The sequence below is a fragment of the Streptomyces xanthochromogenes genome, from assembly GCF_014650455.1.
In the GTDB taxonomy this organism is placed as follows: Bacteria; Actinomycetota; Actinomycetes; order Streptomycetales; family Streptomycetaceae; genus Streptomyces; species Streptomyces xanthochromogenes.
Map to the genome: position 1 here is coordinate 77,440 of NZ_BMUZ01000011.1, position 19,842 is coordinate 97,281.

Sequence of the window (19,842 nt, forward strand, 5' to 3'; positions counted from 1 at the left end):
CCGGTTACATTTTTTACTCGGTAACGAAATATGCGGGCGATCGGGCGCCGCGAGACCCTCTCCTGCGAGGCCGCAGGCCCTCGCGTCACACCTGCCCGTACTCGGCCCCGAGGCCCCCCGCCAGTTGCAGGAAGGCCCGGTCCGCCGCGTCCAGTGCCTCCGCGTAGAGCAGCTGCGCGCTCGCCCCTTCCGCGATCCGCCGCCAGTTCTCCTCGGCGAGGATGCGTTGCACGGCGATGATCTGGCCGGCCGCGGCACGCGCGCCGAGCCCGTCGCCGAGCTCCGCGGCGAGCGCCTGTTCGGACCGGCCCTGGTAGCCGTAGAGGCGGGCCACCAGGCTCGGTGTGCCGTACAGCATGGCGTGGTAGGCCCGCACATGGGCGTTGTCGCAGAGTCCGGTCACCGGGTCCTGGCGTTCCAGACCCTCGCGGAAGTGGGTGTGCAGGGCGGGCAGCGGAGCGCGGCCCGCGGCCCGCCCGGCGGCGACGACGCGGGCCGCCTCGTCCTCGTGGTCGGCGAACCGATGCAGGACGAGGTCCTCCTTGGCCGGGAAGTAGCGGAAGAGGGTCGGCTTGGAGATCCCGGCGGCCGTGGCGACCTCCGCCACCGAGACCTTGTCGAAGCCGCGCTCCAGGAACAACCCGATCGCGGCCTCCGACACCGCCTCGTACGTCTGCCGCCGCTTGCGCTCCCGCAATCCCATCTCACTGCCCATGCCCCGAGCCTACGTGGGCCACGGGTCACCGCCGGTGCAGCGTCTCCAGTGCCTCCACGAGCACCTTGGGGTTGTGCCGGCCCTTGTAGACCGGCGGCGGCTGCCTGTCGAGGTGCAGGAGCCCGGCCACCGCCGTCCAGGCCGTGCGTACCGAGTACTCGACGGTGAACACCACGTCCTCGGGGACCTCGGCGTACTGGCCGATGAACGCCAGGTTGGTGGACCCGTCCGGGACGACCTCGGGGCGGTCGCCATGGCTGCGGACGAGGAACTGGCTGGTGATATACGGCATCAGGGCCGGGATCACGATCGAGTTCTCCAGGATCTGCGGGCCCTGCTCGAAGCGGAGGTGCTGGAGCACCTCGTCCAGGATTTCCGCGCCGGTGCACTGGGCCATCGGCTTCTTGACGAAGTCGCCCTCCTTGTCGGGGAAGAGGGCGTAGCCCCACCAGACGAAGGTGTCCTCGGGCTGCTCGCGGAAGTGCGGCTGGTGGTTGAGGACGATGGTCAGCAGCCAGTTGGAGTCCTTGAAGGTGATCAGGCCGCCCTTGCCCGCCTCGCTGCCGCTGAACTCCTCCATCAGCTTGAAGAAGGTGGGGTCCTTGGTGGTGACCGTGAACGACTCCCAGGTGGAGTCAGGTACGGAGGTGTCGAACACCGACGGGTTGCCCAGGCCGGGCCGCTTGGCGGCGAGGGTCTCCCACAGCTTCCAGGACCCGCTGGAGCCGGCGGTGTCGAGGACGGGGACGGTGTCGGTGGACCCCAGGGTCGAGCCGGCCGTCATCGACCCGTTGGTGACCATGACGAGGTCGCCCGGGGCGAGTGCGATCTCCTCGCTCCTGCCACCCCTGGTCCAGGTCAGCCCGGTGGCGGTGAGCGCGTCGCCCTCGGCCAGGCGCACATCGGTGACCCGGGTGTCGAGCTGCAGGGTCACACCCTGGTCGGTCAGCCACTTCAGCAGGGGCCGGACGATCGAGTCGAACTGGTTGAACCGGGTCCGGTAGATGCCGGACATGCTGTCGAACGTCTTGAAGAGGTGCACGAAGCGGTTCAGGTAGCGGCGGAACTCGATGGCGCTGTGCCACGGTTCGAAGGCGAACGTGGTGCACCACATCCACCAGAAGTTGGTGGTGAAGAACTCGGGGCTGAAGCAGTCCGTGATGCGCTTGCCGTCGAGCTGCCGCTCCGGGGTGGCCACACACTTGACCAGCTCCAGCCGGTCGCGCTCGGAGAACCCCATCGAGTGCGCGGCGATCACCTTGCCCGTCGCGTCGACCAGACGGGCGTGGTCGTCCCACGCGAAGTCGTCGTGGAAGGCGAAGGTGTCCTCGGTGACCGACTTCGACGGGTCGTCGAGCGAGGGGATCGAGCTCAGCAGGTCGTAGGTGCAGTCGAAGTGCACCTCGAACATCCGGCCGCCGCGCATGGTGTACCCGGTCTCCGGCGAACCGGCCGCGTCGAGACTTCCGCCCTCACGGTCCTGTTCCTCCAGAAGAATGATGTCGGGCCCGGCGAACCCGCCGTCCCGGATCAGGAACGCCGCAGCCGCGAGCCCTGCGATTCCACTGCCCACCAGGTACGCCTTCGCCACGATCCGCACTCCTCCGCCAGGGCTTCGCCCCCCGGAACCGGGCTCTCGACGATAGGCGCCATGGGCGGAACGCGCCGTATGAGCGCGTGCATGCGGACCCGCACCCGGGTGGACTCCTCACCCCCCTGACGGCGTGCGGGCCCGTTCCGCCCGCTCAGATGCGCCAGCCCCGGATGCGGTCGGCGGCCTGGTAGACGTTCACCTTGCCCGCCTGTATGTCGCGTACGAGGTCGACCATCGCGCCGTACGGCGGGTCGATGCCCTCGCCCGAGGCGTACATGTAGGCGGCCGTCACCTGGCAGGCGAACAGGCTGTTGCGGTGCGGCAGCGGCTGCAGGCGGACCAGGGTGTCCAGCAGGGCCGCCGCACGCCAGGACGGTTCCGGGTCGGCGGTCGCGGGGCGGGGGATGCGGGTCTTGTGCCGGGCCACGGCCGCGACGAGAGCGGAGTAGTCGGCGACGCTGACGTCTTCGGGGACGGCCTGCTCCTGGACGTCCAGGAGCCACGGGACGTCGATGTAGAGGACCATCAGGCGGCGTCCGCCCCCTCGCGGCGGGAGCGTGGCGGCGCCTCGTCCGGGAAGGCCTCGTCGAACTCGGCGCGCTGCTGTTCGCCCCAGGACAGGGCGTACCGGACGAACTGGAGACGCTGCTGTTCGCGCAGCGGCAGATCGTGGACGTACTGCTTCAGCGACTTCCCGTCGGCGGCGGCTGCTGCCCGGACCGCTTCGAGTTCCTCGTCGGTGAAGGTGATGTTCAAGGACGGCATGACGCCATGGTACCTACTTGGTACCTGCACGGCCAGCGGCCGCGGGCAGCCCTCTCCGGTCGCGCGGGAACGTAACGCGAGCATGGAGCGCTTCCGAACGAAACGGTTGATTCCGGACGGTTTGCTGCGGTGGTGTTTCGGCCTCGTGGCAGCACCGGCCACATCCTGGCGCCGAACGCCGGACACGGACCAAAGTGATCACACCGCACCCCGGTAACTCACGTTCCGTTTCCCCCAGAAGGCTCCACGGCACATGTCCACCTCCCTCCGCTCCCGCGCCCCGGCGGCGCACTCCTCTCGTCCGGTGAGGAGGTGGCGGGCATGCTGCGCCATGTGACCCGCAAGGCGGCCGGCTGGCTCCTGATGATCGCGGTCGCGACCAACGCGACCTATTTCCTTGCCAGTTGGTTCCTCGACCCCCGGTCCAACTACCAGGGCCTGCGGCCCGTGCGCAGCGAGGCGCAGATAGACGTGGCGCTCGCGCCGTACAACCTCGACCCGCGCGTGCCGCTGGTGGACCGCTGGTGGGACTGGCTCACCTCGGTGGTCCTGCGGTTCGACTGGGGCAAGTCCCCCACCGGTGTCTCCGTGAACGGGGAGATCGGCTACCGGTCCCTGGTCAGCGCCGAGCTGGTCGTCCTCGCCACGGTCCTGTCCGTCGTGGTCGGCGTCGCACTCGGCGTCCACACCGCGTCCCGGCAGTACGGCTGGGCCGACCGCGTCTCGCAGGCCGTGTCCATCGTCGTGTTCAACATCCCGACCTCCGTCGCCGCGCTCGCCGTGGTCTTCGTCGCCATCTGGCTGAACCAGCACGCGGGGCTGCACTTCCTGTACGTGGCCGGCGAGAACTCCCCCGATGTGCACGGCCTGTTGCCGACGATCGGCGACCGCCTGCTGCACCTGATCCTGCCCACGCTCACGCTGACCCTGATGGGATACGTCGGCTATCACCTCACGCAGCGCTCGCTGCTGCTCGACACCATCAACGCCGACTTCGTCCGCACCGCACAGGCCACCGGGCTCACCCGGGCCCAGGCGATCCGCCGGCACGCCCTGCGCACGGCACTCATCCCGACGGCGACGTCCGTGGCGTTCAGTGTGCCCGCCATCTTCACCGGCGCCATCATCACGGAGACCATCTTCGGCTGGAACGGCATGGGCCGCTATTTCGTGCAGACCATCAGCAAGAACGACGTGCACGGCACGGTCGCGACGGCCGCCTTCGCCGCGGCCCTGACCGCGATAGGCGCGATCCTCGCGGACATCGCCACGGTCTTCCTCGACCCCCGGGTGCGGGTGAGTTGACGTGACATCAGATCTGGCGACCGGCGCCCCCACCCCCTCTCCTCTGGGCCAGGTGCCCGAGGCCGCACTGCTCCCCATACCGCGCGACAAGCGGCGCCTCGGCCTCGGCCGGCTCTATCTCCGGCGGTTCCTGCGCAACCGCCTGGCCGTCGTGGGAGTGGCGATCTTCCTGCTGCTCGTGCTGTTCAGCGCGTTCGGCGATGTGTTCACCGGCTACAGCTACTCCGACGCCGACTTCGCCGCGCTCACCCAACCCCCCAGCTCGGCCCACTGGTTCGGCACCAACCAGGGCGGCAACGACATCTACGCCTCGGCCGTGCACGGGCTCCAGCGATCGCTGGCGATCGCGCTGAGCGTCTCCGTCCTGACCCTCGTCCTGGCGGCGGTCATCGGCTCGGGCGCCGCGTACTTCGGCGGCCGGGTCGAGAAGGCGACCCTCGCGGTCATCCACTTCCTCCTGATCGTCCCCTCGTTCCTCATTCTCGCCCTGGTCTCCCACCGCCTGGCAGGTGACTGGCGGGTCCTCATCGTGGTGCTCACCGCATTCGGCTGGATGTCCACGGCCCGGGTGATCTGGTCGGTGTCGACGTCGCTGCGCGAACGCGACTACGTGACCGCGGCCGAGTTCATGGGCGTACGCCCGCTGCGCATCATCGTGCGCCACATCATTCCGAACCTCGGATCGCTCCTGATCGTGAACCTGACGCTGGGCGTGGTCGCGACCGTGCTGAGCGAAACGGCGCTGTCGTTCCTCGGGTTCGGCGTGCAGACCCCGGACGTGTCGCTCGGCACCATGCTCGCCGACGGCGCGGGGACGGTCACCAGCGCGCCCTGGCTGTTCGCCTTCCCCGCGGGTCTGGTCGTGCTGCTCACCGTGTCGATGACGTTCATCGGCGACGGGCTGCGCGACGCCCTCGACCCCACGTCCGTGACCGGCGCGGCAGGAGGCCGACGATGACCCTCACGACCACTCTCACCGACCCGGCGGCCCCCGCCGACGCCACCCCCGTCCTGTCCGTACGGGACCTGTGGATCTCCTTCCCTTCCGAGGCGGGCCCCGTCGAGGCGGTGCGCGGAGTCGGCTTCGACCTGCAACCCGGGCGGACCCTCGGCATCGTCGGCGAGTCCGGCTCGGGAAAGTCGGCCACGGCCATGGGCATCATGGGCCTGCTGCCGCCGTCCGCCACGGTGAGCGGCGAGGTGCTGCTCGGCGGACGCGACCTGGTCGGCCTCGGCGACAAGGAGCTGTCCGGCGTACGGGGCAACGGCATCGGCATGGTCTTCCAGGACCCGCTCTCCGCGCTCACCCCGATCTACTCGGTGGGCCGGCTGCTCCGCGACGCCCTGCGGGTCCATCAGGACCTGACGAAGCAGGCGGCCTGGGAACAGGCCGTCGAACTGCTCGACCTCGTCGGCATCCCCGATCCGCGCGAGCGGGCCAAGTCCTTCCCGCACGAGTTCTCCGGCGGCATGCGCCAGCGGGTCGTCATCGCGATGGCGATCGCCAACAAGCCGTCCGTGCTCGTGGCCGACGAGCCCACCACCGCGCTCGACGTCACCGTGCAGGCGCAGATCCTCGACGTGCTGCGCCTCGCACAGCGGGAGACGGGCGCGGGCCTGGTCCTCATCACCCACGACCTGGGGGTGGTCGCCGGGTACGCCGACGACGTCGCCGTCATGTACGCGGGCCGCTTCGTGGAGCGCGCGGGCGTCGACCAGTTGTTCCGCCGCCCCACGATGCCGTACACCGCGCGGCTGCTCGCCGCCGTCCCGACGGTGGACAGCGGTGTGCACCGCCCGCTCGTCGCGATCGGCGGGGAGCCGCCCACCCCGGCGGACCTCCCGGCGGGCTGCCCCTTCGCGAGCCGCTGCGCCGTCGCCCTCGACGCCTGCCGTGCCGAGGAACCCGCCCTGCGCGAGGTCACCGGGCACGGACACGTGGCCTGCCTGCGCGCGGACGAGGTGGCCGACGGCACGCTCGACCCCGCCGGGCCGGAGGGCGCCGCCGACGAGCACCCGGGGCCGGTGCGTACCGGAGCCGGGGAAGTCGTGCTGCGCGTCGAGGACCTCGTGAAGACCTTCCCCATCACCAAGGGGGCTCTTCTCAAGCGCCGCGTCGGCACGCTGCACGCCGTGAACGGGGTCGGCTTCGAACTGCGCGCGGGCGAGACCCTCGGCCTGGTGGGCGAATCGGGCAGCGGCAAGACCACGACGCTGCTCGAAGTGCTGCGGCTCAGGCGGCCCGAAGGCGGCCGGATCGAGATCGCCGGCACCGAGGTGGGTACCGCCCGATCCGCTGCCGATGTGCGGGAGTTGCGGCAGAACGTACAGATCGTCATGCAGGACCCGCTGGGCGCGCTCGACCCGCGGCTCCCCGTCTTCCAACTGCTCGCCGAACCGCTGCAGGCCATCGGCCGGGACCGGGACGCGATCCGCACACGCGTCCACGAGTTGCTGACGCTGGTCGGCCTCGACGCCTCCGTGGGCGACCGCTTCCCTGCCACCCTGTCCGGCGGGCAGCGCCAACGCGTGGGCATCGCACGGGCGTTGGCGACCGAGCCCAAGCTCCTCGCACTCGACGAACCCCTCTCGGCCCTGGACGTGTCGGTGCAGGCCGGGGTGATCAACCTGCTGGCCCGCCTCAAGCGCGAACTCGGCCTCGCCTACCTGGTGGTGGCCCACGACCTGGCCGTCGTGCGGTACATCTCGGACCGCATCGCGGTGATGTACCTGGGCCACATCGTCGAGACCGGCGACACCGAGGCGATCTTCGCCGACCCGAAGCACCCGTACACCCGGGCCCTGCTCTCGGCGATCCCGGTGCCTGACCCGCAGCGCGAGCGCACCCGTGAACGGACCGTGCTGCGCGGGGAGTTGCCGAGTGCCGCCCGGCTGCCCGCGGGCTGTGTCTTCGTCGACCGCTGCCCCCTGTACCGCCTGGCCGGCGAGGACGTACGGCTGCGCTGTCGCACCGAGCGCCCCGCGCCGAGCGTCGTGGCCGGACAGCCCGGCCACGCGTACGCCTGTCACGCGGCCTGAGCCCGAGCCGCCCCGGACTCCCGGGCCCCTCCTGCTGAAGCGCGCCCGTCGCGCCCCCGAACCGAACCGTCATCCGACCCGGAGGAACCACCCCGTCATGCGTTCAAGACTGGCCCTGCCCATCGCTCTCATCACCGCCGTATCCGTCGCAGCCACCGCGTGCCAGTCCTCCTCCGGGAAGAGCTCGTCGGACGCGGCCGCCAAGGACGCCCCCAAGGCGGCCTCGTCGGTCGCCGACTACAACCCGCAGCCGTACGACAACATCAAGGACGGCGGCACCTACACGACCGCCGGCACCTTCGACGACCAGGGCAACCCGTTCAACGTGAACGCGACGCTCACCGCGACGCGGGTGTGGTCCTGGTACAACGCCGATGCCATCACCTACTCGCCGACGGGCGAGGTGCAGTACAACCCGGACTACTACAGCGATGTGAAGGTCTCCGTCGAGGGCAGCCACCAGAAGGTCGTCCTGACCATCAACCCGAAGGCCGTCTTCAACGACGGCACCCCGATCGACTGGACCGCCATTGAGGCCACCTGGAAGGCCAACAACGGTTCCGACAAGGCCTATTCGGCGTCCACGACGGCCGGTTACGACGGGATCACCTCGGTCGAGAAGGGCGTCGACGCCAAGCAGGCCGTCCTCACCTTCAAGGGCGTGGACGCCTCCTGGTCCAGCCTGTTCACCACCTTCCTGCACCCCAAGGCCGCCACCGTCGACAACTTCAACCAGGCGTACGTCAAGAGGGCCCACCCCGAGTGGGGCGCGGGCCCGTACACGGTCGGCTCCTGGGACGAGCACTCGGGCAACATCACCTTCGTGCGCAACCCGAAGTGGTGGGGCAAGAAGGGCAAGCTCGACAAGCGCGTGTACGTCAACCTGGAGTCGGCGGCCGCGGTCAACGCATTCAAGAACGGCCAGCTCGACTACACGTCCGCCGTGGACGCGGAGAGCCTCAAGCAGATCAAGGGCCTGGCCGGCACGGAGATCCGCAGCGGCGGCAGCCCCTTCGAGTACTCGCTGAACTTCAACACCAAGTCTCCGATCCTGTCGGAGAAGGCGGTCCGCCAGGCCATTCAGGAGAGCGTCGACCGCCCCCAGATCGCGAAGATCCAGTTCCAGGGCCTGGACTACAAGGAGCCGCTGCCGGGTTCCGCCGTGCTGCACAGCTTCCAGAAGGGGTACCAGGACAACGTCTCGGCGGTGCTGAAGTACGCGCCGGACGAGGCCAGGAAGACGCTGGACGCGGCGGGCTGGAAGCCGGGAAGCGACGGCGTGCGCGTGAAGGACGGCAAAAGGCTGGAGGTCGGTTACACGCTGCTCGGCGACGACGCGCTGGGCAAGGCGACGGCCGGCGCGCTGACCGCGATGCTGAAGCAGATCGGCGTCCGCCTCGTCATCAAGAAGGCCGACGACGCGGACTTCTCCAAGATCCTCAGCGAGCGCAACTTCGACCTCTTCCTGTCGGGCAACCGCTCCATGGACCCGTTCGCCGCCCGCTACCTGTGCGACTTCTACTGCTCGGACCACGACTCCAACATCACCGGCTCGGGCACGCCGGAGCTGAACAAGGAGATCACCGCGACCACCGAGACAGCCGACCTCGACGCGCAGAACGCGGCGGTCAACAAGGTCGAGCAGCAGGCGCTCCAGGAGTACGCCTTCCTGCCACTGTTCAGCGGCCCTTCGACGTACGGCGTGAAGAAGGGCCTGGCCAACGTGGGCGCGACCATCTTCTACAGCCCCCTCCCGGAGACGATCGGCTGGCAGAAGTAACGCACGCGGCCGGCGCCCCGGATCAGATCTGATGGTTCGTCAGGTCCGATCCGGGGCGGTCGCGGCCGTACGGACCTGCTCGGCGGACCGATCTCTCCTGAAGGGGCCCCGCGCCGAGCCTCAACAGGCTGTTGAGATACTTCCGGCCATGAAGACGAGTACGGGGGCGGATGCCGTGCGGCTCGGCCGGGCAGTGCCCTGGGCGGCGTCGGAACGTCCGCCGGAAGGGCCTGTCCAGTCGCCTCCGCACTGGTCGATGCGTCCGGCGGAAGCGGCCGATGTGGAGCCGATCGCCGAGCTGCGGGCCGTGGTGATGCGGCCGGACCTGGAGCGACTGGGCCGGTTCGACGAGCACCGGGTGCGGCAGCGGTTCCGGGACGCGTTCTCCCCGCCGCACACCTCGGTGATACTGGCCGATGGCGTCCTCGCGGGCTGCGTGGCCCTGCGCCCGGCCGAAGAGGGCCAGTGGCTGGAGCACTTCTATCTGGCTCCGGCCGTACAGGGCCACGGCCTCGGGTCGGCCGTCCTGCGAACGGTGCTCGGGCGGACCGACGCCGACGGGGAGACCGTCCGTCTGAACGTCCTGCGCGGCAGCGCCGCCCGGCGGCTCTACGAGCGTCACGGGTTCACGGTGGAGGCGCAGGACCCCGTCGACGTCTTCATGGTGCGTCGCCCGCCGGGCACCGGCCTGCCCGGATGACGTCCTAGGACACCGGGTTCTCGATCAGGGTGACGCGGTTGCCGTCCGGGTCGTGGACGGCGGCGAACCGCACCCGCTGGGCGCCCGGCTGGACCTCCCCGGCGGTGATCCCGCGCGCGGCCAGATCCGTGAGCACCTTGTCGAGGTCGTCGACCGCGAGGTTGAGCAGCGTCGACCCCGCGTGCTCCGGTGCCTGGAACACCGACACCCAGCCGGACGGGGCGATGTGCCAGTCGGCGAGCCCCGGCATCGGCCTCTTGTCGGCGGGCCGCCCCAGGAGCCGCTCGTACCAGGCCACCGCGGCCTCCATCTCGGTCACGGGCGCCACCGCGAGGACGTGGGTGAATGACATGGCGATCCTTCCGTTCGGAGCGGTCCGGCGGGTACGGCGGGTGACCCGGCGGGCCGCCTCGACCACGGGTCGTGCCGGCCCGCGCCGGCCGTTCAGTCCTTCCGACTCCGTCGGGGCCCGAAACTCATCGCCGGAGCCCTTCACCTAGGCTTCGGCGATGACGAGCGACTGGCGCACCAACCGGATCGAGAGCGCTCTGCGCGGCGAAAACCCCACCGTGCTGCGGCGGTTGAGGGCGGGCTTCGCGGTGATCGGCGACGTGCAGTTCCTGCCGGGCTACTCAGTGCTCCTGGTCGACGATCCCCGGGTGCAACGGCTCTCCGAGCTCCCGAAGGCGAAGCGCCGGGACTTCCTGGCGGACATGGACGTGCTCGGCGAAGCCGTCGAGCAGGCCTGCCGCCTGCTCGACCCGGCGCTTCGACGGGTGAACCTGGAGATCCTCGGCAACGCCGACGGATTCCTCCACGCGCATGTGTGGCCGCGCTTCGCGTGGGAACCGGCCGAACTCGTGCGCGTTCCCGTCTGGCTCTACCCGCGGGAGAACTGGCGGGACGAGCGGCACGCCCTCGCGCCCCGGCACGACGTCCTGCGGCAGCGGATCTCCGACGAGCTGGGGCGGCTCACCGGGCGGGACGCGTCGCGGGAGTGCGTCCCGTCGGTGCAGGGCAGGCCGGGAGGGCCGGGCATCGCGTTCCGCTTGTCCAGCGTTCCGGGGCCGCACTACCGTGCAGGGGTGGATCTCTTCACACGCTCCTGGGCCGCTCTGCTGGCCGTGGTCGCCGGGCTTCCCGAGCGGGACTTCGGGCGGCCTTCCGGCTGTGCGGGCTGGCTGGTGCGCGACCTCGTGTGCCATCTGGTCATCGACGCCCAGGACGTACTCATCACCCTCGTCACGCCCGCCGACGCGGAGCCGACCGTGGACGCGGTGACCTACTGGAAGGCGGGAAACCAGCCGCCGGACGGCGACGACCCGCTGGACGCGCTGACCGTCCGGCTCGCCGCCGCGTACGAGGACCCCGAGCTGCTCAAGTTCCACCTCGAAGACGTCGGCTCCGCCGCGGGACGCGCGGCCCGCCTCGCCGACCCGGGCACCCGGGTGCGCACCCAGGACCAGGTCCTCACCACGGGCGACTACCTCGCCGCGTACGTTCTGGAGTGGACCCTGCACCACCTCGACCTCAGCGACCGCCTCCCGGGCGTCGCCGGGCCGCCCGCCGAGGGGGCGGCAGCATCTCGTGCCCTCCTCGAGGCGATCGCGGGCGCCGCGTTCCCGCCGTCCTTCAGCGATACGGACGTCCTGCTGATCGGCACCGGCCGCCGGGTTCCGACTCCCGCTCGGCTGGACGAGCTGGGAGCGTTGGCCACCCGGCTGCCGCTCGTCCTCGGCTGACGCATACTGCGCCAACTACACGGCGTCGTCGACGGCCGGGACGTCCACCCCCGCAGCCGACGGATCGCCCGCCGGGACGCGCCGGGCCAATGGTAGGGGCCCGGATGCTCCGCTGTGCCCCAATTCCCCCGGTGTGTAAGGGAATTCGCCGCAGAACACACGACTCTGTCAAGGCGTCGGCCGGCCGGGCCGCCGAGCGGCCACGCGGCCGAATGAATCCGAGCCACACCCAAGTGGCGCGAATACCCGCCATCACCGGCATGTCCGAAGTTCGGCACTGTTCACTGGTAAATGACCAAAGGTCCCGGACGGCCTGCGCGCTTCGGGCCCGATGCCGAGGGCGACACCGGGAAGATCGGGGAACGGATTTGCCATGATCCACGAAAGCGAAGGCGTCGACAGCGTCGTCGACGTCCTGGAACACCATCTGGTCCACGAGGTACCACCGCTCCGCCTCGACGGGGCGCGACGCGCATTCCTCACGCAGGGGTTCGTGAAGACAGGATTCCTCGCTCCGCACGACGTCAAGAAGCTGATCTCGGAGGAGACCGAGTCGCTGATAGTCCGTCATGCCGTGCGCAGGGACGGCGCGTTCGCCGAGACCGGGGGCACACCGCGGCGCATGCACAACGTACGCCGTGCGGAGATCGCCGAGCACGGCCGGATCCTTCCCCGGCTGTATTCCTCGACGGGATTGCGCGAGGCGCTGAGTGTCATCGCGGGCGAGGAAGTCCTCGAATGCCCTTACGCGCCCGAGCAGTTCGTCATCACCGAGCTCACCCAGTCCGGTGACACGCACGGCTGGCATTGGGACGACTACAGTTTCGCCCTCGTGTGGGTGATCGACTGCCCGCCGCTCGAACGGGGCGGTTTCGTCCAGTGCGTGCCGCGCACGGAGTGGGACAAGGAAAGCCCGCAACTGCACCGGCACTTCGTGTCTCGCCCCATTCACTCCGTCGAACTCCTGCCCGGCGACCTCTATTTCCTGCGCTCCGACACCACCTTGCACCGCGTGTATCCGGTGACCGGCGGCAGGCGCCTCATCGTGAACATGGGGTATGCCGCGCGCCGTGACCTCGCCAAGCCCCTGTCCCACGAGACCATGGACGCCCTGTGGGCGGATCCGGTCGGGGACTCCGCCTCCCGCGGAACGGAACAGGAGAGTTCCCAGTGGCGGCCCAAGCCCTGCGGCGGCACATCGGAGTCCCCGGACTCGTCGTCCACTATCTGACCTCGGTGCTCGGCGTCGGCCTGCTCGTCATCCCGGTCCTGGCGTGGACCACGGCGGGCCCCCTGTCGCTGCTGGCCTGGGGCATCCTGATCGTGTACAGCTATCCGTTCGCGCTCGTCTTCGCCAAGCTCTCGACGCTGCATCCGACGAGCAAAGGCGTCGCCCAGTTCGTCGAGGTGGCCTTCGGGCGCCGGGCGGGCCGGGTCGCCGCCCTCTACCTCCTGATGACGCTGCTCGCGGCCAATCCCGTACTGGGCCTGATCGCCGGCCGCTATCTGCTCGCGGCGCTGGCCCCGGGCGCCTCCAACCGGGCCTCGCTCACGGCCGGGGCGCTCGTCATCCTCGGCTGCATCGCGCTCAACCTGCTCGGCCTCAAGGTCAGCGGCCGCGTTCAGCTCGGGGTGCTCGTGGTGGTGGTCGGGGTGCTGTGCGCCGTCATCACCCTGGCGCTGCCGCAGGGCGGCACGGCCAACCTCGGGCCGTTCGCCCCGCACGGGTGGTCGGCGCTCGGGGACTGCCTGCTGATCTGTTTCTTCGGGTTCATCGGCTGGGAGAACGCGGCCCCCGTCGCGGAGGAGGTGCGCGACCCGGCGCGCACCTTCCCGCGCGGCATCCTGTGGGCCGTCTGCGTGGTGGGAGTGCTGTACTTCGCGATGGCGCTCACGGTGGCCCTCACCCTGCCGGCCGATCAGAGCACCCAGGAGCAACTCACGGGATTCACCCGCCTGTTGAGGCTGGCGACCGGCGCCGACCACTCGACCCTCGGCTATCTCGTGGCGGCCGTCCTGCTCGTGCTCACCACCAACGCCTGGTGCCTGGGCACCTCCCGGGTCGTCTTCGCACTGGCCCGCGAAGGCATCGTCCCCCGTGGCCTGAGCCGGGTCTCGCCCCGCACCGGAACACCGTCGCGGGCGGTGCTCGCGCTCGTACCGGGCTACAGCCTGACCCTCGGCCTGCTGGTGGCGACCGACTCCAACGAGTCCGTCCTCATCAAGGCGTCGTCCGCGGCCTATCTCCTGGTCTTCCTCCTCGCGTTCCTGTCCGCCATGCGGCTCGTACGCACCGGGCCGATGCGCTGGACGATCCGTCTGGTCACGGCCGTGACCGTGCTGATGCTTCCGTTCATGGGCATCAGCGTCGGATACGCGGCCGCCATGCTCGCCGCGGCGATGCTCGTCGAAGCGTGGCTCTCCCGGCACGAGCGCGAACGGAAGGACCGGCGCGAGGGCGAGCCCAAGCACGAGGGCCTGTACGAGGGCCTGCATGAGGGCGAGGGCCTGCACGAGGGCGATCAGGAACGCACCGGGCCACTGGGGGCAACGGCGTGGGACCCCGCCTCGCACCCGACGTCGTACCCCGCGCGCGACACCGCAACGCCGTCCCACCACCACCCGCCCGACCGACGAAAGAGGTGACGCCGTGCTCGGCCGCCACATACTCGGAATGACCGACTTCGACGCCGACGAGTTACGTTCCGTGCTCTCCCTCGCCGAACGCATGAAGAGCGGCGACGACACCCACCCCTACCTCACCGGCACGGATCTGGGACTCCTCTTCCACGTCCCGTCCACCCGCACCCGCGTGTCCTTCCAGGTGGCCGCGGCCCAACTCGGCGGCCGCAGCTACACCTACGGCCCCGAAGAGCTGCGCCTGGCCAACAACGAGACGGTCGAGGACACGGCCGGGGTGCTCAGCCGCTACCTCAGCGCGCTCGTCGTCCGCTGGTACGACATGGCCGACTACGGCGCCGGGCACCGGCGTCTGCACACCATGGCCGAGCACTCCTCCATCCCGGTCATCAACGCCCTCGACGACGAGGAGCACCCCTGCCAGGTGCTCGCCGACCTGCTGACGCTGCGCGAGCGGTTCGGCGACGAGCTGCCGCGGAAGCGGGTCGTCTACACCTGGGCGTACTCCTCGCGGCAGAAGACACCGGGAGTGCTGCACTCCTCGCTGCTGGCGGCAGCCCTGCTCGGCCACCACGTCACGTTCGCCCATCCGCCCGGCTTCGAGCTGGACGAGCGATACGTCAAGGAGGCCCAGGCCCTCGCGGCCGCCTCCGGGGCCCGGCTCGACTTCGTCGAGGACATGGCCGAGGCGGTGCGGGGCGCGGACGCGGTGTACGTACAGAGCTGGAAGTCCCTGCGGCTGCCGGGGCAGCACGAGTGGCAGGCGCGGACGCGGCTCGCCGACCGGTGGCGGGTCACCGAACCGGTCATGGCCCTGGCCGCGCCGGGCGCGCCGTTCCTGGACTGCATGCCCAGCAACCGGGGCGAGGAGATGGACGCGGAGGTGAAGGATGGGCCCCGCTCGCTGATCTTCGACCAGGCCGAGAACCGGCTGCACGCCCAGAAGGCACTGCTCGCCCAACTGATCGGCTCCGCGCCGAGCAACGCGAGCGCGTCAGCCGACAGCGCGTCCGGCGACAGGGCTGCGCGATGAACGGGCCGCGGGAGGAGACGCGGGGCTCGGAACGCGACCGTGTCGTACTGGTCACCGGCGGCGGGGGCGGCATCGGCTCCGCGGTGTGCCGACGGCTGGCCGACCACCGCACCACGCTCGCGGTGGCGGACCGCGACGTCGAGGCGGCCCGGGAGGTCGCCCTTGAGGTGCGCTCCGCGGGCGGCCGGGCCGAGCCCTTCGGCTGCGACCTGTCCCGGCCCGACGACGTCGAGGACTTGGTCAAGTCCGTGGTGGCGCGCTTCGGCGCACTGCACGGGCTCTGTACGGTCGCCGGGAGCATCCGGCGCGGCGACATCACCGAGCTGTCCCCCGGGGACTGGCGCGCCAGCTTCGAGGACAACCTGGACTCCGTCTTCCTGACCTGCCGGGCCGCGGTCCCGCATCTGGCGAGCGCGGGCGGGGGCGCGATCGTCACCATCGCCTCGGGCTGGGGCCTGCGCGCGGGCCGCCGTGCCGCCGCCTACTGCGCGGCCAAGGCGGGTGTGGTGATGCTGACCCAGGCCATGGCGCTCGACCACGCGTCGGCCGGCATCCGCGCCAACTGCGTCGCGCCGGGCGACGTACGGACCGGCATGCTGGAACGCGAGGCGCATCAACTCGGCCGCCCGGTGGCCGAGTTCTACGCGGAGGCGGCCGACCGGCCACTGGGGCGGATCGGTGAACCGCACGAGATCGCGGACGCCGTGCGGTTCCTGCTGGGCGAGGAGTCGTCCTTCGTCACCGGGGCGGTTCTGACGGTGGACGGTGGTGGCACGGTGTAGGCATCGAGGCCGCCGCACACGACTCCCGCCGGGGTTGGCCCTGGCCCTAACGCGATATAACGTAAGTTCATTCGCAGACGTCGAGGCCGCCGGACGGCGGACCGGGACGTCGAGGGCGCCAGTCACGAGAGCGGGACGGGAACATGTCGGGATCCAGCAGGAAGCCGCCGACCGCCGGGGAGCCGCACGGCCCCGGCACGCCACCGCCCATCAGGGCTTCGCACGCCGACCGCGACCGGACGGTGGACCAGCTGCGCATCGCGGCAGGCGACGGCCTGCTGGACGCCGCCGAACTGGACCAGCGCCTCGAAGCGGCCCTGACCGCCCGCACCCTCGACGAACTGGCGGAGCTCACGGTGGACCTGCCGCCCCTGGCGTCGACACCGGACGGGGCGGCGGTCGAGGTGAAGGACGTCCTGCGGATCGACCAGCAGGCCGGGTCCGTCCGCAAGGACGGGCACTGGGTCGTGCCGCGGCGCATCGACCTCAGGTCGTCCTGGTGCGACGTGACCTTCGACTTCACCGAAGCCGTGATCACCCAGGACGTCCTGAGCATCGACATGGAGATGCGCGGCGGCACGCTGCTCCTGGTGACCGGGCCCGGAGTCATCGTCAACTCCGAGTCCCTGTCCATGAGTTACTCCAAGGGTGCGGTTCCCCGGCCGGCGGCTCCCGGCACCCCGCGCACTCTGCGCGTCGAGCTGACGGGACACCTCGCCTACGGCCGGATCAAGGTGGGCCCGCCCCGCCGGAGCTTCGCGCGATGGCTGCGGCGCACATCCGCGTAGCTGGTCGCCGCGGTCCGTTCCGGCACACCGCCCAGCCCCGCGTGCTCCGCTTCAGACCAGCTTCGCCAGCAGCAGCTCGATGTCCTGCGCCGACAGCTCGACGCCGAACACCTCGTCGAGCACCTCGGGCACCTCTGCGGTCACCAGCTCCCTGCTCTCCGGCGGTCCCGGCACGCCGGGCCTGACGGTGGTCAGGAGGCGGTTGTCCAGGGAGTGCAGCCGGTCGGGGTGCAGACGCTGGAGGTAGAGGCGGTCGCTGAAGGCCGAGTGCGGGCTGGAGGCGCCGTAGTGGTTGGCGACCTGGAGGTCGACGGGGTACTGCCGGTGCAGGGTGAAGGTGTGCCGGACCATCCACCCGTCGTCACTCACCTCGATTCCCTCGCGGGGTGCCGCAGGCTGGTGGAGCGCCCATCCGGTCTCGCCCGGCGAGACCTCCTGGCGCCGCAGCCGGTAGGCCCATACCCCGTCGTCGCTGTCCGTCGCGTCGGTCAGTTCGATGGGTTCCAGCGGGCTGGCGCCGAATCCGATGTCGCTCAGCCAGCGCCTGCCCTCCAGCTCGACGATCACCATCGCGTGCGTCTCGGGCCTGATCCGCGTCGAACCCATCCGGACCCGGCCCTGGACCACGAAGAAGGAGAAGCCCAGGCGCTCCAGGGCCGCCGCGTACAGGGTGACGTGCTCGAAACAGGTACCGCCGCGCGCGGTGCCGACCATCTTGGCCTGCACCGAATCCAGGTCGAGCGGGCGGTACTTGCGAAGCACCGCCTCCACGTTCTCCCAGCGCATGGAGAGCACATGGGCCCGGTGCAGCGCGCGCAGCGTGGCAAGGGAAGGGGTGCGGTCTCCCTCGTGGCCGAGGTGTGCCAGATAGGCATCGAGGTCGAGGGCATCGCCGTTCCACATGGGGAGGGTCTCCTTGTGTTGTCGCCGCACATACGGTGCCCGCAGCGCCTACGACTGTCGCGGCGCGTACAGGGGGTTATGCCCATTTCAGCGATCTTGAGCACCGCGCTATTCCGTTCGGGTACTCGACCCTTGGCCCTGGTCCCACAGTCCTGGTCCCACCAGTCCGGCTCCTGGTCCCACACTCCTGCTCTGCCCCCCGACCCTGGCCCTGGCCCTGAGGGTTCTGGACACCACAGGCGTGTGTGCGAGACTGCCCGCCACTTCGGGACACGGGGGGGGCGGGGCGATGGGTGGCGGAACGAAGCCGTCGAAATCGGCGGTGCCCGGGCTCGGCCCTCGGCGGGCGGCTCTGGCATGGGTGCTCGTCGTGGTGCTCGCCGCGGTGTGCACCTTCGTTCCGGCGCTGCTCGACCTAGGCCTCGGAATCGTCGTCGGCCTCCTCGTACTGATCACGCTCTACGCATGGGTGCTGCGGCGCATCGTCTTCGGCGGCAGGCCCATCTCCCGCCGGAACAAGGCGAGTTACTGGATCGGCGGCGCTCTCCTCGTCGTCGGCGGGATGCATGCACCGGATGCCCTTCTGGCCCTCGCCGGCGCTCAGGGAACGGCCACCATCGCCTACGCATCGACGGAGACGGGCGCGCACGGCACGCGGTACATCCAGTGCTGGGTGGAGCTGCCGAGCGGCATCGAGCGGCTCCCCAGGACCGGGCCCTGCCCCGCGCCCGTCGGCGCCCGGCGCACGGTCGTCTACTCGCCGAGCGGTCTGGTCGGCCCGATCCTCGCGTCCCGGGGCAGGCTGATGTGGTGGTGGGCGGCCGGGTTCGGCCTCGCGGGCATCGCCACGCTGACCACCACCGCGGTGCGCACGGTCCGCGGCCCGGACCTGCCCTACCGGCCCGCCGCCCCCGGGCGTTGACGACGAACCGTGAGGAGACCTCTTCACCCCCGGGCGGCTGTGCGGCCGACGGCGGCCCCGGGCGACGCGAGGGAGCGCCGCACCGCGCCGTGGCGCGAACTGCCTTGGCTCACACTGCTGTTGGCCGTCGGGATCGTGGCAGCGCTGGCCTTCATCGCGGGCGTACTGGTGGAGCAGCACCACCTCAAGTGAGCTGTCCGTCGGCCCCGGTCGGGGCCGTACCTCAGGGGGCGATCGGCAGTCGGCGCTTGTGGTCGGTGAGGCGGTAGCGGTCGACGATCGTCTCGAAGGCCCGCGCGTCCACCGGCTTGCCCTCCAGGAAGTCGTCGATGTCGTCGTAGGTGACGCCGAGCGCGTCCTCGTCGGCCTTGCCCGGGTCGAGGGTCTCCAGGTCGGCGGTCGGGACCTTCCACACCAGCTCGGACGGGGCGCCGAGGGCGTCCGCGACGGCGCGCACCCGGCGCTTGGTCAGACCGGTCAGCGGCACCAGGTCGGCGGCGCCGTCGCCGAACTTGGTGAAGAAGCCGGAGACCGCCTCGGCCGCGTGGTCGGTGCCGACGACGAGGCCCTGGTGCGCGCCGGCCACCGCGTACTGGGCGATCATGCGCTGGCGGGCCTTGATGTTGCCGTGCACGAAGTCCTGGTGGGCCGCGTCGCGGAAGCTCACGTCGGCGTCGACGGCGGCCTGGAGCGCGGCGTCGCTCGCCGGCCGGATGTCCACGGTCAGCACGTGGTCGGCCCGGATGAAGGAGAGCGCGAGCTGGGCGTCGTGCTCGTCGGCCTGGACGCCGTAGGGCAGCCGCATCGCGTAGAAGCGGGCCTCGTGGCCGGCGGCCCGGACCCGCTCGACGGCGAGCTGGCACAGCCGGCCCGCCGTGGTGGAGTCGACACCGCCGCTGATGCCGAGGACGAGGGAGCGCAGACCGGTGGAGGTCAGCCGCTCGGCGAGGAAGGCCACCCGGCGCTCGATCTCCCGCTCGGCCTCGAAGGTCTCGGCGACCTCCAGCTCCCGGGCGATCTCCTGCTGCAGGGCGATGGACGCCGGCTCGCTCACGTCTGCTCCTTGTTCCGCGTTCCGCTTCACGAAGTGTTGTCGCCGCCCAGCGTAACCAAGCCGAACCCGTGCACCCGCGC

At 70.6% G+C, this 19,842-nt stretch carries 20 protein-coding genes and 1 pseudogene; 14 read left to right on the forward strand and 7 right to left on the reverse strand.

From position 1 onward, the window contains the following. Nucleotides 1-85: 85 nt before the first annotated feature. From IE267_RS26830 to IE267_RS26845, 4 genes are all read right to left on the reverse strand, one after another. Nucleotides 86-715, reverse strand: coding sequence for a TetR/AcrR family transcriptional regulator (locus IE267_RS26830; RefSeq protein ID WP_229861443.1), 630 nt, complete (start codon nt 713-715; stop codon nt 86-88). A 25-nt stretch (nt 716-740) separates the two neighbouring features. Then, nucleotides 741-2,306 (reverse strand): oleate hydratase, encoded by a 1,566-nt coding sequence (locus IE267_RS26835; RefSeq protein ID WP_189764992.1) that lies wholly within the window; start codon nt 2,304-2,306, stop codon nt 741-743. Between the two features lie 154 nt (nt 2,307-2,460). Beyond that, on the reverse strand, nt 2,461-2,835 hold the full coding sequence (locus IE267_RS26840) for a toxin Doc (RefSeq protein WP_161252231.1): 375 nt from the start codon (nt 2,833-2,835) through the stop codon (nt 2,461-2,463). After that, on the reverse strand, nt 2,835-3,074 hold the full coding sequence (locus IE267_RS26845) for a type II TA system antitoxin, ParD family (protein WP_161252229.1): 240 nt from the start codon (nt 3,072-3,074) through the stop codon (nt 2,835-2,837). The genes IE267_RS26840 and IE267_RS26845 overlap by 1 nt, the downstream gene beginning before the upstream one ends. Before the next feature lie 321 nt (nt 3,075-3,395). On the opposite strand from IE267_RS26845, the gene IE267_RS26850 reads away from it, so the two are divergent. From IE267_RS26850 to IE267_RS26870, 5 genes are all read left to right on the forward strand, one after another. Then, the gene (locus IE267_RS26850) at nt 3,396-4,379 is read left to right on the forward strand and encodes an ABC transporter permease (RefSeq protein ID WP_167160318.1); all 984 of its coding nucleotides are present in this window, start codon (nt 3,396-3,398) and stop codon (nt 4,377-4,379) included. Between the two features lie 43 nt (nt 4,380-4,422). Beyond that, nucleotides 4,423-5,337, forward strand: coding sequence for an ABC transporter permease (locus IE267_RS26855; protein ID WP_373304599.1), 915 nt, complete (start codon nt 4,423-4,425; stop codon nt 5,335-5,337). Beyond that, a complete protein-coding gene (locus tag IE267_RS26860; RefSeq protein WP_189764993.1) occupies nt 5,334-7,418 on the forward strand; it encodes a dipeptide ABC transporter ATP-binding protein in 2,085 nt (694 codons plus the stop codon). Before IE267_RS26855 ends, IE267_RS26860 begins: the two co-directional genes overlap by 4 nt. A 97-nt stretch (nt 7,419-7,515) precedes the next feature. Further along, nucleotides 7,516-9,198, forward strand: a complete 1,683-nt coding sequence (locus tag IE267_RS26865) for an ABC transporter family substrate-binding protein (protein WP_189764994.1) — start codon at nt 7,516-7,518, stop codon at nt 9,196-9,198. A 256-nt stretch (nt 9,199-9,454) separates the two neighbouring features. Continuing rightward, nucleotides 9,455-9,898 (forward strand): GNAT family N-acetyltransferase, encoded by a 444-nt coding sequence (locus tag IE267_RS26870; protein WP_189765151.1) that lies wholly within the window; start codon nt 9,455-9,457, stop codon nt 9,896-9,898. Between the two features lie 4 nt (nt 9,899-9,902). Here IE267_RS26870 and IE267_RS26875 read toward each other — a convergent pair whose 3' ends face one another. Then, entirely contained in the window at nt 9,903-10,250 is a 348-nt protein-coding gene (locus IE267_RS26875) for a VOC family protein (RefSeq protein ID WP_189764995.1), read from the reverse strand. Between the two features lie 157 nt (nt 10,251-10,407). Here IE267_RS26875 and IE267_RS39750 point away from each other — a divergent pair. The 7 genes and pseudogenes from IE267_RS39750 to IE267_RS26905 all read left to right on the forward strand — a co-directional run. Then, a pseudogene (locus tag IE267_RS39750) lies at nt 10,408-10,872 on the forward strand (HIT family protein); the annotation flags it as partial. Nucleotides 10,873-10,983: 111 nt separating this feature from the next. Continuing rightward, the gene (locus IE267_RS26880) at nt 10,984-11,640 is read left to right on the forward strand and encodes a maleylpyruvate isomerase N-terminal domain-containing protein (RefSeq protein WP_189765152.1); all 657 of its coding nucleotides are present in this window, start codon (nt 10,984-10,986) and stop codon (nt 11,638-11,640) included. A 373-nt stretch (nt 11,641-12,013) separates the two neighbouring features. Beyond that, entirely contained in the window at nt 12,014-12,871 is an 858-nt protein-coding gene (locus tag IE267_RS26885) for a HalD/BesD family halogenase (RefSeq protein WP_189764996.1), read from the forward strand. Continuing rightward, nucleotides 12,811-14,286, forward strand: a complete 1,476-nt coding sequence (locus IE267_RS26890) for an APC family permease (protein ID WP_189764997.1) — start codon at nt 12,811-12,813, stop codon at nt 14,284-14,286. Before IE267_RS26885 ends, IE267_RS26890 begins: the two co-directional genes overlap by 61 nt. Before the next feature lie 4 nt (nt 14,287-14,290). Next, nucleotides 14,291-15,313 (forward strand): ornithine carbamoyltransferase, encoded by a 1,023-nt coding sequence (locus IE267_RS26895; RefSeq protein ID WP_268251586.1) that lies wholly within the window; start codon nt 14,291-14,293, stop codon nt 15,311-15,313. Continuing rightward, entirely contained in the window at nt 15,310-16,095 is a 786-nt protein-coding gene (locus IE267_RS26900; protein ID WP_189764999.1) for an SDR family NAD(P)-dependent oxidoreductase, read from the forward strand. Before IE267_RS26895 ends, IE267_RS26900 begins: the two co-directional genes overlap by 4 nt. 143 nt (nt 16,096-16,238) lie before the next feature. Continuing rightward, nucleotides 16,239-16,883, forward strand: coding sequence for a DUF1707 SHOCT-like domain-containing protein (locus tag IE267_RS26905; protein WP_189765000.1), 645 nt, complete (start codon nt 16,239-16,241; stop codon nt 16,881-16,883). Between the two features lie 51 nt (nt 16,884-16,934). Here IE267_RS26905 and IE267_RS26910 read toward each other — a convergent pair whose 3' ends face one another. After that, complete coding sequence (locus IE267_RS26910; RefSeq protein WP_189765001.1) at nt 16,935-17,786, reverse strand: arylamine N-acetyltransferase family protein; 852 nt, start codon at nt 17,784-17,786, stop codon at nt 16,935-16,937. Between the two features lie 289 nt (nt 17,787-18,075). Between IE267_RS26910 and IE267_RS26915 the strand changes: the two genes are divergently transcribed. Beyond that, nucleotides 18,076-18,708, forward strand: coding sequence for a hypothetical protein (locus IE267_RS26915; RefSeq protein WP_189765002.1), 633 nt, complete (start codon nt 18,076-18,078; stop codon nt 18,706-18,708). Nucleotides 18,709-18,717: 9 nt separating this feature from the next. Continuing rightward, a complete protein-coding gene (locus IE267_RS26920; protein ID WP_189765003.1) occupies nt 18,718-18,900 on the forward strand; it encodes a hypothetical protein in 183 nt (60 codons plus the stop codon). A 31-nt stretch (nt 18,901-18,931) separates the two neighbouring features. Here the strand turns inward: IE267_RS26920 and nadE are convergent, their stop codons facing one another. Continuing rightward, nucleotides 18,932-19,762 carry an NAD(+) synthase gene (gene nadE / locus IE267_RS26925; protein ID WP_308428850.1) on the reverse strand — a complete coding sequence of 277 codons (831 nt, stop codon included), beginning with the start codon at nt 19,760-19,762 and terminating at the stop codon, nt 18,932-18,934. Between the last annotated feature and the right edge of the window lie 80 nt (nt 19,763-19,842).

Coding starts and splice junctions, on each gene's coding strand:
- IE267_RS26830 (WP_229861443.1), bottom strand. CDS start 715: ATGGGCAGTGAGATGGGATTGCGGGAGCGCAAGCGGCGGCAGACGTAC.
- IE267_RS26840 (WP_161252231.1), bottom strand. CDS start 2,835: ATGGTCCTCTACATCGACGTCCCGTGGCTCCTGGACGTCCAGGAGCAG.
- IE267_RS26845 (WP_161252229.1), bottom strand. CDS start 3,074: ATGCCGTCCTTGAACATCACCTTCACCGACGAGGAACTCGAAGCGGTC.
- IE267_RS26850 (WP_167160318.1), top strand. CDS start 3,396: ATGCTGCGCCATGTGACCCGCAAGGCGGCCGGCTGGCTCCTGATGATC.
- IE267_RS26860 (WP_189764993.1), top strand. CDS start 5,334: ATGACCCTCACGACCACTCTCACCGACCCGGCGGCCCCCGCCGACGCC.
- IE267_RS26865 (WP_189764994.1), top strand. CDS start 7,516: ATGCGTTCAAGACTGGCCCTGCCCATCGCTCTCATCACCGCCGTATCC.
- IE267_RS26870 (WP_189765151.1), top strand. CDS start 9,455: ATGCGTCCGGCGGAAGCGGCCGATGTGGAGCCGATCGCCGAGCTGCGG.
- IE267_RS26875 (WP_189764995.1), bottom strand. CDS start 10,250: ATGTCATTCACCCACGTCCTCGCGGTGGCGCCCGTGACCGAGATGGAG.
- IE267_RS26885 (WP_189764996.1), top strand. CDS start 12,014: ATGATCCACGAAAGCGAAGGCGTCGACAGCGTCGTCGACGTCCTGGAA.
- IE267_RS26900 (WP_189764999.1), top strand. CDS start 15,310: ATGAACGGGCCGCGGGAGGAGACGCGGGGCTCGGAACGCGACCGTGTC.
- IE267_RS26905 (WP_189765000.1), top strand. CDS start 16,239: ATGTCGGGATCCAGCAGGAAGCCGCCGACCGCCGGGGAGCCGCACGGC.
- IE267_RS26910 (WP_189765001.1), bottom strand. CDS start 17,786: ATGTGGAACGGCGATGCCCTCGACCTCGATGCCTATCTGGCACACCTC.
- IE267_RS26915 (WP_189765002.1), top strand. CDS start 18,076: ATGGGTGGCGGAACGAAGCCGTCGAAATCGGCGGTGCCCGGGCTCGGC.